At 42.9% G+C, this 15,398-nt stretch carries 11 protein-coding genes; 3 read left to right on the top strand and 8 right to left on the bottom strand.

The window, feature by feature from the left end; translation table 11 throughout:
- Positions 1 to 25: 25 nt before the first annotated feature.
- Positions 26 to 1,024: a cytochrome d ubiquinol oxidase subunit II gene (cydB, locus tag G400_RS0113670; protein WP_017262696.1), complete on the bottom strand. Its 999-nt coding sequence runs from the start codon at positions 1,022 to 1,024 to the stop codon at positions 26 to 28.
- Positions 1,017 to 2,495, bottom strand: a complete 1,479-nt coding sequence (locus G400_RS0113665) for a cytochrome ubiquinol oxidase subunit I (RefSeq protein WP_017262695.1) — start codon at positions 2,493 to 2,495, stop codon at positions 1,017 to 1,019. The genes cydB and G400_RS0113665 overlap by 8 nt, the downstream gene beginning before the upstream one ends.
- Positions 2,496 to 2,853: 358 nt before the next feature.
- Between G400_RS0113665 and G400_RS0113660 the strand changes: the two genes are divergently transcribed.
- The gene (locus G400_RS0113660; protein WP_017262694.1) at positions 2,854 to 3,807 is read left to right on the top strand and encodes an NAD(P)-dependent oxidoreductase; all 954 of its coding nucleotides are present in this window, start codon (positions 2,854 to 2,856) and stop codon (positions 3,805 to 3,807) included.
- An 81-nt stretch (positions 3,808 to 3,888) separates the two neighbouring features.
- Here the strand turns inward: G400_RS0113660 and G400_RS0113655 are convergent, their stop codons facing one another.
- Entirely contained in the window at positions 3,889 to 5,301 is a 1,413-nt protein-coding gene (locus G400_RS0113655) for an amino acid permease (protein ID WP_017262693.1), read from the bottom strand.
- A 153-nt stretch (positions 5,302 to 5,454) separates the two neighbouring features.
- On the opposite strand from G400_RS0113655, the gene G400_RS0113650 reads away from it, so the two are divergent.
- A complete protein-coding gene (locus tag G400_RS0113650) occupies positions 5,455 to 6,156 on the top strand; it encodes an ABC transporter ATP-binding protein (RefSeq protein WP_017262692.1) in 702 nt (233 codons plus the stop codon).
- A 6-nt stretch (positions 6,157 to 6,162) separates the two neighbouring features.
- Complete coding sequence (locus G400_RS0113645) at positions 6,163 to 8,775, top strand: ABC transporter permease (protein WP_017262691.1); 2,613 nt, start codon at positions 6,163 to 6,165, stop codon at positions 8,773 to 8,775.
- A 219-nt stretch (positions 8,776 to 8,994) separates the two neighbouring features.
- Here G400_RS0113645 and G400_RS0113640 read toward each other — a convergent pair whose 3' ends face one another.
- The 5 genes from G400_RS0113640 to G400_RS15500 all read right to left on the bottom strand — a co-directional run bounded on the left by G400_RS0113640 (position 8,995) and on the right by G400_RS15500 (position 15,372).
- Positions 8,995 to 9,912 carry a hypothetical protein gene (locus G400_RS0113640; RefSeq protein WP_017262690.1) on the bottom strand — a complete coding sequence of 306 codons (918 nt, stop codon included), beginning with the start codon at positions 9,910 to 9,912 and terminating at the stop codon, positions 8,995 to 8,997.
- Between the two features lie 139 nt (positions 9,913 to 10,051).
- Positions 10,052 to 11,566 (bottom strand): glutamate--tRNA ligase, encoded by a 1,515-nt coding sequence (gene gltX / locus G400_RS0113635; RefSeq protein WP_017262689.1) that lies wholly within the window; start codon positions 11,564 to 11,566, stop codon positions 10,052 to 10,054.
- A gap of 69 nt (positions 11,567 to 11,635) precedes the next feature.
- Positions 11,636 to 13,051 (bottom strand): glutamate decarboxylase, encoded by a 1,416-nt coding sequence (locus G400_RS0113630; RefSeq protein ID WP_017262688.1) that lies wholly within the window; start codon positions 13,049 to 13,051, stop codon positions 11,636 to 11,638.
- A 54-nt stretch (positions 13,052 to 13,105) separates the two neighbouring features.
- The gene (locus G400_RS0113625; protein WP_017262687.1) at positions 13,106 to 14,629 is read right to left on the bottom strand and encodes an amino acid permease; all 1,524 of its coding nucleotides are present in this window, start codon (positions 14,627 to 14,629) and stop codon (positions 13,106 to 13,108) included.
- Between the two features lie 164 nt (positions 14,630 to 14,793).
- Positions 14,794 to 15,372, bottom strand: a complete 579-nt coding sequence (locus tag G400_RS15500; protein WP_017262686.1) for a TetR/AcrR family transcriptional regulator C-terminal domain-containing protein — start codon at positions 15,370 to 15,372, stop codon at positions 14,794 to 14,796.
- Positions 15,373 to 15,398: the final 26 nt, after the last annotated feature.

Genomic DNA, 15,398 nt, shown 5'->3' with positions numbered 1-15,398 from the left:
TGTTTTATTCACACCTTGCCTAAAACTAATTTGCCTTAATTCGTTTGTAAAAGACCCAGTAGCTCCAAATCTGGTAGGCCAAGACAAATGGCAAAATGCATAATGCAATCCACGTCATCAAGTTCAAAGTGTACGCTGAACTTGACGCGTTTTTAATCAGAATACTGTTAGCCGCATTGTTGGCTACCATGACGCGTGGGAACAAGCCCACGAATAGCAGCATGACAACAGCCGGTAGTGTCAACCCGCCACTGATGAAAGACGTTACTTCCCAATCTTTCAACGTTGCCACGTAAGCCAGAACACTCAACAATACAATGGCAGCTAAAATCAATAACGTTGAAATTGGTTTCTTCGTGAAGAAATCCGTGTAGACGTAAACCAAAATTGCAAAGACGACTTCGCCAGCGAATAGAACAGGATATAAAATCTTGCCCCATGCACGCGCCCGCTCACGCAACGTTCCTTCAGTCTTCAAACGGACAAAGTTTAATCCGTGAAGGTAACAGAGTAAGGCAACAGCAACGCCACCCACGATAGAGAACCAGTTGACGTAATCAGTGAAGTGACCGATGACATCACCCTGTGCATCGATTGGCATCCCCTTTACCATATCAGTAAAGATCATGCCAAGTAAGAACGGTGCAGCAAGCGATGAAATCGTCAGTGACCATTCCCAGAACCGACGCCAGAAATCAGTGCGCATTTCGTTTCGGAATTCAAATGAAACACCACGCATGATTAACGCGACCAACACTAGCAGAAACATCACGTAGAAACCGGAAAATAAGGAAGCGTACCAAGCACCAAAGGATGCAAACATCGCACCACCAGCGGTGATCAGGTAAACCTCATTTCCGTCCCAATGTGGTCCGATGGAACGGACTAACGCATTACGTTCGCTCTCATTGTTTGCCAAGGTGTTCACCGACATACCAACCCCGAAGTCGAATCCTTCGAGGAAGAAGAAGATGGCGAACAGCAGGCCAATGAGCAAGAACCAAACAAATTGTAAGCTACTCATGGTTGAAGGCCCCCTTTGCGTACGGATCAACACTCTCATCCGTATCCTGTTTGTCTTCGTCATTGACGCCATAACCACTTTGCAAATCAGCATCTGGTCCAGCGACTAGAACACGGTGGCTCAGAACAATCATGACCGCGCCCATGCCGGCAAACAGTAAGAAGTAAATAATATTACTAAAGAGCAATGAGCCAACCGTAACGTGCGGCGATACCGCATCGGCAATGGTCAATAATCCATAAACGACCCATGGATAACGACCCAACTCGGTGACAAACCAACCAGCCGTGTTAGCAATGAATGGTAGCCATAGAGATAATCCCAAAATGTACAAGAACCAACGATACCGCACAATTTGGTCAGACTTCTTGCGGTTCCAATACAATCCTAAGATGGCTAACAGAGCAAAGACCCCTGCAGAAACGGCCATGATCCGGAAGCTGTAGAACAAAGTATGCATCGGAACAAAGTAATTCATATTCTTGCCAAATTTCTTGTCATACTGTTTGTGCAACTGCTTGTTCAACGGATTAGCACCAGTAACGGCACCACTCGGCTTGTGATAGGACAACATACTCAAAACATAAGGAATCTCAATGCTCCAGGTAACTTTATGATCCTTGTTGTCCATCCCTTCAACAATGGCCCATGAAGCGTGGTCACCCGTCGTTTTATACAAACCTTCGGTAGCCGCAAACTTCATTGGTTGGTTCTTAATGATGTACTGCGTTTGCTGATCCCCAACGGCAGTGACACCGATAGCAGCAACTAAACCTACAATCAAGCTAATCTTGATACTCTTGCGCCAGAATTCGATATTCTTGCCTTTTAAGATCCGCCAAGCTGATGACCCAGCAATGACAAAGGCAGCTGTTAAAAATGCGCCAAACAGCACGTGAGGCAATTCTAGCCATAATTGTGGGTTCTTAACCACGTCAGCAAAACTAACCATGACAGCCTTAGTGTTACCATTAACCGTCTTCAATGCATATCCAACGGGATCCTGCATGAATGAGTTGGCGGCCAAGATCCAAACTGCTGATAGCATCGAACCAATGGACGTCAGCCAAATAAACAAACAGTGCCAAACTGGCTTAAACCGGTCCCAGGTAAACATCCACAGTCCAATGAATGTCGATTCCAGGAAGAATGCAGCCAAGGCTTCAATGGCCAGTGGTGCACCAAAAATATCACCCATAAAACGTGAGTACTGTGACCAGTTCATCCCGAACTGGAATTCTTGAATGATCCCAGTCACAACCCCAACCGCGAAGGACAGTAAGAAGATTTTGCCCCAAAACTGAGACATCTTCTTATAAATGTCCTTCTTTTGAATAACATAGTTCGTTTCCATGATGGCAACCACGAATCCTAAACCGATTGAAAACGGTACGAAGAAAAAGTGGAAGACGGTTGTCATCGCGAATTGAAAGCGAGCTAGCGAAAGAATGCTAAGACCTAATATTGACATCGCACTTCGCCCCTTTATGAAGAATAATTGCGAGTAACTTCACAAAATAAACTGAACCCACATCTCGGTGGACTAGCCAAAACGCTGTCAGCATTATCATGTGGCGGCCAATTCAATTGTAAGCAAGACATTATGTAAAAATACCATTGAATGAAACCGCTCTCTACAACAAATTATATCGACTGATAAATAAGTTTTCAAATTTAAGGACGATTTACTTTCATTTTCACATCTAATTTTCAGCATTTAAACAACGATACTGTTAAGTGACTTAACGAGCGTTTAAACTAACTTATCTTTGTTCAGTCACGTTATAATAAATTCGTGTAAGTCGCAGATTAAGAGGAGGACGGCATCGATGGAACAATTATTAGCAATAATGCCATTATCAGAACAACAACGCTCAACGGTTAGAAACATGGGTGTAAATATTGTCACTGCAGATGACATCGCCCGTAAACAAGTCGCACCGGACGATATCACCATTATGTACGGGTGGAATGCCGAAATCAGTCTGCCTGTTTTAAAAGCACCGCACAGTCATTTGAAGTGGATTCAGACGTTTTCTGCTGGTGTTGACTACCTACCACTGTCAGAAATTGCGCAACATCACATCGTAGTGACTAACGCCAGTGGGATTCATGGTCCAGCAATTGCCCAGGCCATCTTGGGATATATCTTCTACTTCACCCGTGGTCTCTGGACGGCTGAACAACGACGGCCTGAGCGTTTCTGGGAACAGTCCGCAGACGACTTGTTAGTAGCCGACGAAACCTCAGCCATTATTTTTAGCACTGGCCACATTGCCGTCGAAACTGCGCGTTTGCTACACCAAATGAATGTTTATGTCGCCGGTGTCAACCGAACCGGCCACCCAGCGGATAATTTTGACGAAACGTACGCAATCGATGACTATCAAAAAGGCTTGGCAAAAGCTGACATCATCATCAACGTGATGCCTGGGACGCCTGCCACAACCGGCTTCTTTAACCAACAGTTCTTTGATCAGCTAGACCATAAGCTTTTGTTTATCAACGTTGGTCGAGGATCTTCTGTCGTCAATGATGCGTTGCTGAATGCCCTAAAGCAGGGCCGTGTTAAGTACGCCGCGCTGGATGTTGTGGACCCAGAACCGTTGCCAAAGGATTCACCACTGTGGGCTAATGATCACATTCTGCTAACGCCGCATGTTTCCGGCGTTGTTGATCACTTAGATACACGTCTTTTTCCGATTTTGTATGACAATCTCAAAACGTTTGTCAGCACCGGATTGGTCAGTCGCAACCAAGTGGACCTGTCAGCTGGTTACTAATTAAATCGTGCATACAAAAAATGAGCTTATGTAAGATACATAGGCTCATTTTTTGTATGCACGATTATTATTCAGATAAAATCATTTATATAATCGTTGCCGCGCTAAACTATGCCGGTAACCATAGATCGCATAAATCGTTAGCCCAACTGCCTGCCAAATCACAAATGCAATCCATGTAAAGACTTGCAGCATCAGCATTAAGCCAATACAGAGAATGAATGACAAAATCGGCAAATATGGATATAACGGCACATGGAAAGCTGCCTTAACGTGGGCAAAATCAGGATTGCGTCGCAGGAACACGACCCCTAACGAAACCAGCGCAAAAGCGAATAGCGTCCCAATGTTAACCAGCTCTGACACTAAACTGATAGGAATAAAAGCGGCAAATACGGCAGCAAACAAACCAAACAGAATGGTGTTTGATACTGGCACATGTGTTTTCGGGCTCAGCTTGTGCAATCGCTGTGGCAACAGACCATCGCGAGAAATCGCAAAGATCAGTCGTGTGCCACCATAGGACATGACTAGCAAGACTGTCGTCATCCCCACAATCGCACCCAGTGAAATAATGCCAGACAAGTTTGTTAAGTGAAGGTACTGTAAAGCGAAAGCGACAGGATCAGCCACATTCAGTTTGGTATACTTCACGATGCCGACCAATACCGTCGCCAACGCAATGTACAAAATAGACGCAATTACCAATGACATGCTAATGCCGATGGGCATGTCGCGTTGAGGACGTTTAACTTCTTCAGCTGCTGAAGACACAGCGTCAAAGCCAACGTACGCGTAAAAGGCTAGCGCTGCCCCTTTAAAGACCCCACCAACACCGAACGGCATAAAGGGATGATAGTTTGCTGGCTTCACGTAGAAAACTGCAACGCCGATAAAAAGCAAAATAACCGCAATTTTCAGCACGACCATCGCCGTGTTGACACGTGCCGATTCATGCACGCCGCCCAGTAACAACACGGAAATAATCATGACAATTAAAAAGGCGATTAAATCAAAACGACCACCTGGTACACTGGCAGTCCCTGGAGCAGCCCGTAAAAAGACTGGTAACCGCCAGCCAAAGCCAGCCAGAATGTTTTGAAAGTACGCTGACCAACTCGTTGCCACTGAGGAAACAGAAAACATATATTCTGACACCAGTGACCAGCCCAGCACCCACGCGACCAACTCACCAAATACTGTATAAACATAGGTGTAAGCACTGCCGGCCAACGGAATGGTTGATGAAAATTCCGAATAGCACAGCGCCGCTAAGGCACAGACAAACGCCGCCAGCACAAATGACAGCATTCCCGCAGGTCCAGCGTGAAGTGATGCGATGACTCCGGGCGTAATAAAAATCCCGGCCCCAACAATGGCGCCTACTCCCATGGTCGTGAGGTTAAAAGCCGATAACGTTTTTTCCAAACCAGATTGTTTTAAAATATCATTGCTCGTATCTTTTTTGACGAACAAATCGCGAATCTGTGCCATTATTGGCGCCCCCTCTCATGAGTCACTGTAATAAACTCATTAGTAAAATGCAATTAGTAAAGTGTATCAATTTAAACAAACAATGGCAAAGCTTATTCTTGTCTCTATTTTATGACATCGGCATAATAAAGGTAATCATTACAGGAGGCACTTATGGCATATATTGATGTAAGACACGAATTCAAAACCTATCAAATGGGCGAAACGACCATTGACGCCAACCACGATTTGAATTTCACCTGTGAACAAGGCCAGCTTACTGTGATTCTAGGCCCAAGTGGCGCTGGTAAATCGACAGTCCTCAACATTCTTGGCGGCATGGATTCGCCAACTTCAGGTGAGGTCCTCATTGATGGTGTGAATATTGCTGGCTTCACCGATCAGCAATTAACACAATATCGACGCGACCAAGTTGGCTTTGTGTTTCAGTTTTATAACCTTGTGCCTAATCTTACGACTAAAGAAAACGTTGAGTTAGCAAATTCCATCGTGCCCGATGCGCTAGATGCTGAGACTACCCTGCAAAAGGTCGGCCTGGACAAACGTTTGGACAATTTTCCTGCGCAGCTCTCCGGTGGTGAACAACAACGGGTCGCCATTGCACGCGCATTGGCCAAAAATCCTAAACTCTTATTATGTGATGAACCAACAGGTGCACTAGATTTTCAAACTGGTAAGCAGGTGTTACAACTTCTACAAGACGCTTCTCGGCGTGACAATAAGACAGTCCTGATTATTACCCATAATGCAGCAATCGCCGCCATGGCTGACCGCGTCATCCACATTAACGATGCCCGCGTGCGCGAAGTGATTAACAATCCTGCACCGACACCAATTGCTAAGATTGAGTGGTGAGGGACGATGAAACCACTGACTAAAAACCTATTTCGTGAAGTAAAGGCCTCGCGTGGCCGTTTTATCGCCATCATCTTAATCATTTTGCTAGGTAGTCTCATCTTTGTCGGCGTTCGTGCTACCGGTCCCGTATTAAACGAGTCGATGACCACCACAGTGCAACGTAACCATTTGAGCGACGTCCAGCTGTTATCTAATACTGGTTTTACAAACGCTGATGTGCGTGCTGCTAACACCATATCTGATGCAACTGCTGAAGCCGCCAAGTTCACATACGCTACTGGTGGTCCCAACGACGCTGCCGTTGCGCTATACGGATATTCTGCCAAGACAAACCTTAATCGCCTTGTGCTTCGCGCCGGCCATCTACCAGAACAGGCCAACCAGATTGTGCTTGATAACAAGGCCAAGACGGATTATGGCTATCGACTTGGTCAGCACTTTACCTTCAGTAAAAACAAAGTCCTCCCGCACCGGACATTTACCATTGTTGGGTTCGTCGACTCACCTCAATACATTGATAATGGCCTTCGCGGCGTCACCAATGTCGGTGATGGCACAGTCCGTTTTTTTGCAGCCGTACCAAGTAGCCAATTAAAAATGCCGGCTAGTCTGCTATCCGTCCGGTTCAAAACCTTACAAGGCACCGACACTTATTCAAACCATTACGTCACTGCTCGTAACCGCAAGTTGAAGCAACTCAAAACAGTTTTAAATCCTCGAGCTAAACAGCGAAGCCATGCACTCTATGTTGATGGTACGAAACAACTTAATGATCAATTAACTAAGCTCACGACGGCTAAGATCCGTTTGCAAGCCGCTCAACAAGAAGTGACACGAACAAGTGGTGGCACAATGACCTCAACTCCTGAATTAACCACTCAACTAGCCTCGATTAATGCTGCCCAGAGCAAACTGACAAACGCTCGAAATAAAATCAAGCAGCAAACAAAAACCCATTATACCTGGCAGGACCGTTCAGATTTGCCGGGGTTCTCGTCGTATGGCGAATCCAGTGACCGAATTGCTGCAATCGCTAATGTCTTTCCCGTTTTCTTCTTTTTAATCGCGGCCCTCATTACCTTTACGACTATCACACGCATGGTTGAAGAAGCGCGTGCCCAGATTGGCACCTTTAAAGCATTGGGGTACGGCAAGTGGGCCATTGCACGGAATTATCTCGCTTATGCCTTAATGGCAGGTGCGATTGGTGGTGTCATCGGTTCCATACTGGGGAATGAAACGATTCCACGCTTCGTGTTGGCATTGTACAGCTCAACGATTTCCATGTCTGCAATAGTCCGTTTGGAATGGTCGTCAATTCTTTTAGCACTGTGTTTCTCCCTGGTTGCCACAGTTGGTGCAGCCGGTTTCGTTGTTTGGCGCGAACTGCAAGAGGGACCTGCCGCTTTGATGTTGCCTAAGCCGCCTAAGTCTGCCAAACGGATTTTACTTGAGCGCATTACACCACTGTGGCAACGGCTAAACTTTAATCAAAAAGTGTCCTATCGCAATTTGTTCCGCTATAAGAGTCGCATGGTAATGTCGGTCGTCGGTATCGCGGGGGGCTGCGCGCTCATCCTATGTGGCTTTGGCATTCGCGATTCAATCACAGCTGCAGGCGCCCGCCAATATCGTGATATCGTTCGTTATCAAGCTGTTGTATCGCTTCACGGTGCAGATACTGACATTAATAAGACACAACGTTTGTTGCAACAAAGTGAATCCTACCAAAAGAGCACCCCCATCGCAGCCACTACAGCTAGAATTCGCCATGGAGATGAAAGTGTCTCCTCAGTTAATGTCTTCATCCCCCAAACAGCTGACTTCGCAGATTATGTCCGTCTCGCAACACCAGGAGGCAGTAACATTGCGCTGCCGCAACGTGGTGCTGTATTATCACAGAAAACGGCGACTCTACTTGGAGCTCACGTAGGCGACAGTATCAACGTAAACCTTACGTCAGCTACCAATCGGTCGATAAAGGTGGCGGCCATTACAAAGAATTATATCGGCGACTACCTTTACCTAAGCCCCGCTGCCTATCAACGTGTCTGGCATAAAACCACCAACAGCAATGCGCTTCTTGTCAAACTGAATGCACAGTCGAGCAAACAACGAAATCGCCTTGCGCACCAACTGTTACAATCTGGTGCGGTTCGTGGCACAAGTTTCGTTGCGGATCAAAGAACCACAATTGATAACATGTCAGCCACGCTGGATCCTGTGGTCGTCATTTTCATTGTGATGTCAGGACTATTATCGTTTGTCGTGATGTATAACCTAACAAACATTAATGTTTCAGAACGAATTCGTGAGTTATCAACAGTAAAGGTTTTAGGCTTTTATGATCGAGAGGTCACGATGTACGTTGCCCGTGAAAACATTGTCCTCACGATTGTGGGTGTCATTTTAGGCTACGGCATCGGAAATGCCCTAACTTGGTATATTTTAAAACAGGCGACGACGGCCCAGGTGATGTTCCCACTAGTCATCCATTGGCCAGGTTATATCATTGCTGCCGTTCTAATGGCGCTTTTCACAGCAATCGTCATCTGGTTCACCCACCGACGCTTGAAGCACGTGGACATGGTATCGGCGTTGAAGGCTACGGACTGATTGCTAAACATTTAAACTTTAGAGATTGCATTGAGTCTATTCTGATTACAGCAAAGGGAACTTGCCAAGACGGCAAATTCCCTTTTTGTTTGTAAATATGCAGTTCTAAACTGATTTAGGAAAGAATGAAGTGAAATTCTTCTGTTCAAGAAAGAAGATCGAAACATCACCATATTAAGTGGCTCATTCATTTAACGGTGACGTAAAAACGTGGCATCATCAGTTTTCTTTTTCTTCTGCCTGCAACATTTGAGTCCAACCCTTTAACTCTTTCAAAGCATCCTTTCGATTTACCATTGCCCAAGTGTATGGGAAATATTCCTTCCACACCCCGGCATCAAATGCCTGTTGATACCTCTCTAATTGTGGCGTAACGGTGCGGTTTGGTCTCAATATGTCTGCCATCAACTCTAAACCTACTGTTGAAAATAAAGTTATAGTGACATTTTGAGTGTCCGATGCAGTCGTGTCTGTACCCAAAAAAGAAAATACATCTTTCTCAATTTCATGTAAGGCTCTTCTTTGTTTCATAACATATAACTGCCACTCATTTTGAGAAGGCAAATAAAGTGAGAAATAGTAATCTTGTAAAAACTTCGGGAATGTTCCAGCGTAGTCAATTGCCTGATAATAACTTTCATTCCCCGGCCGCGAATAAATAGATGTTTCAGTGATTCTATCTCGCAACAGAGGAAATGGATTAGGATCTTTTGTAAAAAGTGACAAATATTCCATCTGCCGTTTATATTTTTCAACCGCGTCGTTTCTAGTGACAGATTTTACCGTGGTCAAATCTAGAGATCTATCAACCTTATCTATAAATCGTACTCGACGATTTGACACCTGCCCACTTAACCGAAGACTATTCACTTCGCTCTCAAATTGCTTAAATAACTGCTTTCTTGTTTTTATTTCCGGCAATATATTCCTAGGATATCGATGAGAGTAGACAAACATTTCTCCTATGTCTTCATTCCAGGGGAGGCGTACACGACGGTATTCACGTATGGCATCCTCAGCAGACTTTGGATAACGTACTTCAGTCTGGTTCTTTTGTTCGAGCGATCCGGTCCTCTCAATACCCTGATAGACAAAAAGATAATAACCGATACCGGCAGCTAAAATTAATCCGTACATTTGTACCTCCTCCTTCTCTTAGAATTTAAAATAGAGTATCCATGCCTAAAACCACAGCACTCATTTAATACTAATCTATATAGTAATACTTAAACGTAAGAAAGCCAGATCTTTACCATCCGGCTTTGTCTGAGCTGTATTAAAGGCTTGACAGCCCCTTGTCAATTAATTGCTTAATTGTATTAAATGAATACAATTGTAAAATTTCATCAATTTGAGGAGCCGATTGAAAACCAGTAAAAACAACATTCAGCGGCATATATAGAGCACGCCCAGATACACCCGTTGTTAACCTTACCTTTTTTATCAATTCGTTATAATCAATTTCTGCGGGCATCGAAGATGTTGAAGTCAGCTTGTCTAATTCGAAACTAAATCCCTTAAGAACTTTTTCAACTTCTTCCTTATCAAAAAAATTCAATTGAGTGTAATCAATACTTTCATTTTGAATATTAGCATAAAAGTAGACCTTGCTGAGCAGCTCAGTTAACTTATGCAAATCATGCTGATATATTTTACCAACTTGTTTCACGAATTCCTTCAGGTTTGGCAATGCAAGAGACTGAACTCTTTTAGCAATCTCGCTTTGCCCTTCGCTGATTAACGACATTGATCTATTAGTCAAATCTTCGATACTAAGCGCTTTAATATATTCTGCATTCATCCAATCTAATTTCTGTTGATCAAAATAAGCAGGCGATTTAGACATTCTTGTTGGATCATATAATTTAATCAACTCTTCTTTACTAAAAATTTCTTTCTCTCCAACTGGGGACCAACCGAGAAATGTTATAAAGTTAAAAATTGCCTCACTCAAGTATCCTTCATTTTTATATTGGCTAATAAACTGTAGCGTTTCTTTGTCACGCTTACTCAGCTTTTTACGTGTCTTAGGATTGTAAATCAAAGTAATATGACCAAAGTTTGGATGTTCAATTCCTAAGGCTTCGTAAACGGCAATTTGCTTAGGCGTATTAGCAATGTGATCGTCGCCGCGCAGCACATCAGTGATGTCCATCAAATAGTCATCAATAACAACGGCAAAATTATACGTCGGTATGCCATTGCTTTTTTCAATGATAAAGTCACCACCCATGTTGTCCGAGTTAAATTCAACATGGCCTTTAACGATATCCTCCCACTCATAAACATGATTAGCTGGCAGATGTAATCTAATCGCCGGCTTTAACCCCTTGGCTTCAGCCTCTTTTTGATCCTCAACGCTGCGATTGTACCATCGACCGTCATAATGTGGTGCAATATTATGTGCTCGTTGATCATCGCGAAGAGTTGTTAACTCTTCTTCAGTTGTGTAATCCTTATATGCTGCCCCAGATTTTAACAGCTTTTCTATATATTTATGGTATAAATCGATGCGTTCCGTTTGGTGGTATGGCGCATATTTTGGATTGGGCTTATCCGGTCCTTCATCCCAATCAATTCCAAGCCAGTGTAAGTTGTCGATTTGACTGTCTTCACCGTGTGGAACATTCCTTTTTACATCAGTATCCTCAATACGTAGTACCATCGTTCCATTAAAGTGACGCGCATAAAGAAAGTTGAATAAGGCAGATTGCGCATTCCCAATGTGCAAAAATCCAGTAGGACTCGGTGCATATCTCACTCTGACATTTCTATGTGTTTCTTTTGGCATATTAAAGCCCCTTTCCTCATTTATGTATTGGACCTCTCATTTAGAGAGGCCGCTATTTAACTTAAGTGACTAATGTGACGCCACTGTATCAGTCATCTTAACTGTTTCTGGATCAGAATGAACCAATTTGGCTTTGTTAAGATTGTTGATAGCCAATTTCAAATCATCGATAAAATCATCCGCGATTGTCATGGTCATGGAAGGACGGACAACAATTCGGCTAATGATAACATCATCACGGTCCTTAGGAAGTGGATATGCCGGCACTTGCCAACCGTACTTAGCCAATGCGTCTTCCAAATCGTATAAGTCCCAATTTTGATCTAAGCCATCCTTTAACTTCCAACAATTAATTGGTAATTGGGAACCATCATTTAAAATTTCGAAAATTCCAAACTTTTTCAGTTCGTCAGTCAGCTTTAGGGAAACCTTGCGAACATTGTTCATGATTGCCTTGTATCCGGTTAGACCAAACCGAATGAAATTATAGTATTGACCGGTAATATGTGCGCCACTATGGGAGAAGTTGATTGCAATCGAGTCGACTTTATCACCTAAATATGCAACTTCAAATCGCATTTCTTTAGGCAAAACATCAGTGGTGTTTTCACGCCATACGACCCAACCAATACCAGGATAAACCATGCCATACTTGTGTCCTGAGACATTGATTGAGACAACATTCTTCAAACGAAAATCCCATGGTTTAAACCCATCAACAAATGGTGCGAACAAGCCCCCAAAAGCGGCGTCAACGTGAATTCGAACTGGAAGTGTAGCCGTTTTATTATATTCAGTAACCAATTGGTCCAACTTTTCAATGTCATCAACGGCCCCTGTGTACGTGATGCCTTGAATTCCGATAATTCCAATTGTGTTGTCATCAACGTAATCCATAACGTGATCTGTATCTAGTGACATGTGGTTTTGATCAATCGGTACCTGACGCATGTCTACATTCCAGTAAGTACAGAACTTTTCCCAAACAACTTGATAGCCAGACATAATAACCAAGTTAGGCTTGTGAACATGCAAGTCTTCAATATCAAAACCAGCAGCCTTGGCACGGTTTTTCCATGACATCAGTAAAGCCAATCCCCCAAGCATGCATCCTTCTGAGGAACCAACGGTTGATGTACCAATAAAGTCTTTATACATCTTCTTGCCTTCGCCGACATGCCATAAATGCGCAATCATGCTAACACAGTAACTCTCCATAGCCGCTGTCTTAGGATATTCTGATTTGTCAATTGCATTAGTATTGAGTGCATCAGTCATCAGTCTGTCTGCTTGTGGTTCCATCTGTGTAGTACAAAAGGTCGCCAAGTTTTGATTAGCCTTTGCTTCGTTCAAACGATAATGTTGAACCAATTGTTCGGCAATATCTGCATCCATCGGTTCTTCAGGTAATGTATCCGTTGGCAATGACTTTCCTGCTTCTACGCTACCTAAAAAGGATTCTTCAAGTTCAATGTTTTTATCCATAATTTGTCACCATCATATCTATTCAAGATATGATTTTCTCCTTTTCTTTTAAATCTAGTTGTTATGTTGTTCTGAAGTACCTGCGTGTTCGGTTTCCGTTGCTGTTGCCTTTGCGGATTGATTTTCAATATCAATACCAAGCTCTGATGCCCATCGTTTGTGATAAGCGTATAAAATGAACGGAATAAAGAACACAACGACAAACGCGCTTAGTAGCAACACCATGTACGTATGTTTCGAAGCCGCAGACAATGCTGCTGGTGGAAAGAACGTAACGACAAAACCAAATGCTGAAAGGACAAATCCTAAAGTTCCATAAATAAGGCGTAATGTCTTACTTCTAGAGGCAAAGAATGTTCGGTGTAAATCGTCATGTTTAAGCTGTAAGACGATGTAGCTGACAAACATCAACATATACATCAACGTATAGAGAGCAACCGTGAGACTCATAGCAGTTTGAAATGACAGGTTAGCTTTGTTGCCCCCAGCACCAAATGTCAACAAGGCTCCCATGATTGAAACAATGACTCCCTGTAAAATCATGACATTGGTTTCGATACCATATTTGTTAGCTTTTGAAAAACGCGGTGGTAGGAAGCCAGCTTTTGCGGCTTCAAACATCCCTGCATTGGGACCAACAACCCAACTACTAATTTCTCCAGTTACCCCTATGGCTAGTAGCAAACCAGTTAGCTTTTCAATAAACACAACACCAAAGCCGAAGCGTTTAACCAGCGCACCATAAGCGTAAACAATACCTGTACTTAATTGAATTTGCTTATTCGGAATGGTGCCCGCAATCGCCATAGATCCAATAATATCTGAAAGAATGGCTGCAAATGCTAAGGCAAGCATTACCTTGGGGTACACTTTTGGCTTATTTAGATCCTTAACATGCGGTGCAGAGCCTTCAGCACCGGCGAAGGCCAAAATAAATGGCACAAATCCAACTAATACGCTACCTGTCCAACTCTTAGGCAAAATGGTAGAAAAATTAATCCGAATCAACATTGGGTTTCCTTGCACCAAATAAGTTACAAACAAAATCAAAAGGAAGAATACTGGAATAATAACACCCAAGGAAAAACACCATTGCGCAATTTTCCCAGTCACCTTTGTCCCCCTTTGTTGCAATAGAATAAGGCCCCAAAGTAAAATCATCATTAAAATAAATTTAACTGCTGGATTATTATTGATAATCGGTAAATCTAAGGTTATTGATAAACATCCAATGATAAAGTACATCATGGTGTTCATGCCAACAGTGATATGAATCCATTGATAAAATAAAGCGGCCCAGCCTGTTTTCTCGCCCAACATTGTTCGAGACCAAGTAAAGATTCCTCCTTTACTCCATCCATCAATCGACGCCATTTCTCCGGCAGCTCTTGTAACTGGTAAAAACCACAAAATACCGGCAAGAAACAGGAAAAACAATGCTGTCGGCCCTTGCTTAGCGAAGGCCGCAAAACCGTAGACGGTCATAACCATCGACGTTGTCATCGAGAAAAGTTGAAAACCAGTTATCTGATTTGCCTTAGCAGTATCAACTGGCGTAACTTTTTCCTTACTTTCCACTTTAAGAACATCCTTTCTGTGTTTGTTTAAATATCCGGATAAATGTTGCTCCTTATCAACTGCCGAATATTTCAAAAGCACGTTAGATTGATTTCGTGCCCTTATTACACAGTGAGCATATTTCTGAAAGCGAATTCATAACATAGACATATCCGCATTTATGACTAACATCCAGACACTTTGTCGGATTTGTCTACACATTGACTATCACGCAACAGAATTTCCAATTGTTCTTCTGTAAAATTAGCCGCACCATCAATCAATAGCGTCGGATTTTCCCGAAGCCCATCTCTAAACCAATTCATGATGACGCCTTGGAGTCCATATTCTAATACTGATAAGTCCTTCCCTGATCCAAAAGAATCTGCGGCATTAACAGATACTTTTCTAGTCATTCCTTGTACGATTAAGTTAATACAATCTAGGACAAAATCTGAAAGTTGAGAATATCCTGACGAAACTTCAACATGTCTACAAAAATTATGATTAACATCTAAGTATCTAAATACACTTAAATATCTTGCTTTCCACTCACTTAGTAATATTTGTTCTGGAATTAAATCTCTGGCCTCGTTAAAGAAAAGATATTGTAAACAATCAAATTTATCTTGAAAATGATAGTAAAAAGTCTGTCGATTAACGCCACTGTCTAAAACAATTTGTTTTACCGCAATTTCATCAAATGACCGAGTTTGTAGCAATGTTTTTAATGATTTCGCAAGCGCTTCCTTAGCTGTTTTCATGCCTTGTCTCCCATCTTTTAAAATCT

The sequence above is a fragment of the Furfurilactobacillus rossiae DSM 15814 genome (assembly GCF_000428925.1).
Classification (GTDB): Bacteria; Bacillota; Bacilli; order Lactobacillales; family Lactobacillaceae; genus Furfurilactobacillus; species Furfurilactobacillus rossiae.
Note: the sequence above shows the minus strand (reverse complement) of the source record. Positions and strands in the feature narration are given on the sequence as shown.

What these genes read in the sequence shown, in the direction of transcription:
- cydB (WP_017262696.1), bottom strand. Translation starts at nt 1,024, where the DNA reads ATGAGTAGCTTACAATTTGTTTGGTTCTTGCTCATTGGCCTGCTGTTC.
- G400_RS0113665 (WP_017262695.1), bottom strand. Translation starts at nt 2,495, where the DNA reads ATGTCAATATTAGGTCTTAGCATTCTTTCGCTAGCTCGCTTTCAATTC.
- G400_RS0113660 (WP_017262694.1), top strand. Translation starts at nt 2,854, where the DNA reads ATGGAACAATTATTAGCAATAATGCCATTATCAGAACAACAACGCTCA.
- G400_RS0113655 (WP_017262693.1), bottom strand. Translation starts at nt 5,301, where the DNA reads ATGGCACAGATTCGCGATTTGTTCGTCAAAAAAGATACGAGCAATGAT.
- G400_RS0113650 (WP_017262692.1), top strand. Translation starts at nt 5,455, where the DNA reads ATGGCATATATTGATGTAAGACACGAATTCAAAACCTATCAAATGGGC.
- G400_RS0113645 (WP_017262691.1), top strand. Translation starts at nt 6,163, where the DNA reads ATGAAACCACTGACTAAAAACCTATTTCGTGAAGTAAAGGCCTCGCGT.
- G400_RS0113640 (WP_017262690.1), bottom strand. Translation starts at nt 9,912, where the DNA reads ATGTACGGATTAATTTTAGCTGCCGGTATCGGTTATTATCTTTTTGTC.
- gltX (WP_017262689.1), bottom strand. Translation starts at nt 11,566, where the DNA reads ATGCCAAAAGAAACACATAGAAATGTCAGAGTGAGATATGCACCGAGT.
- G400_RS0113630 (WP_017262688.1), bottom strand. Translation starts at nt 13,051, where the DNA reads ATGGATAAAAACATTGAACTTGAAGAATCCTTTTTAGGTAGCGTAGAA.
- G400_RS15500 (WP_017262686.1), bottom strand. Translation starts at nt 15,372, where the DNA reads ATGAAAACAGCTAAGGAAGCGCTTGCGAAATCATTAAAAACATTGCTA.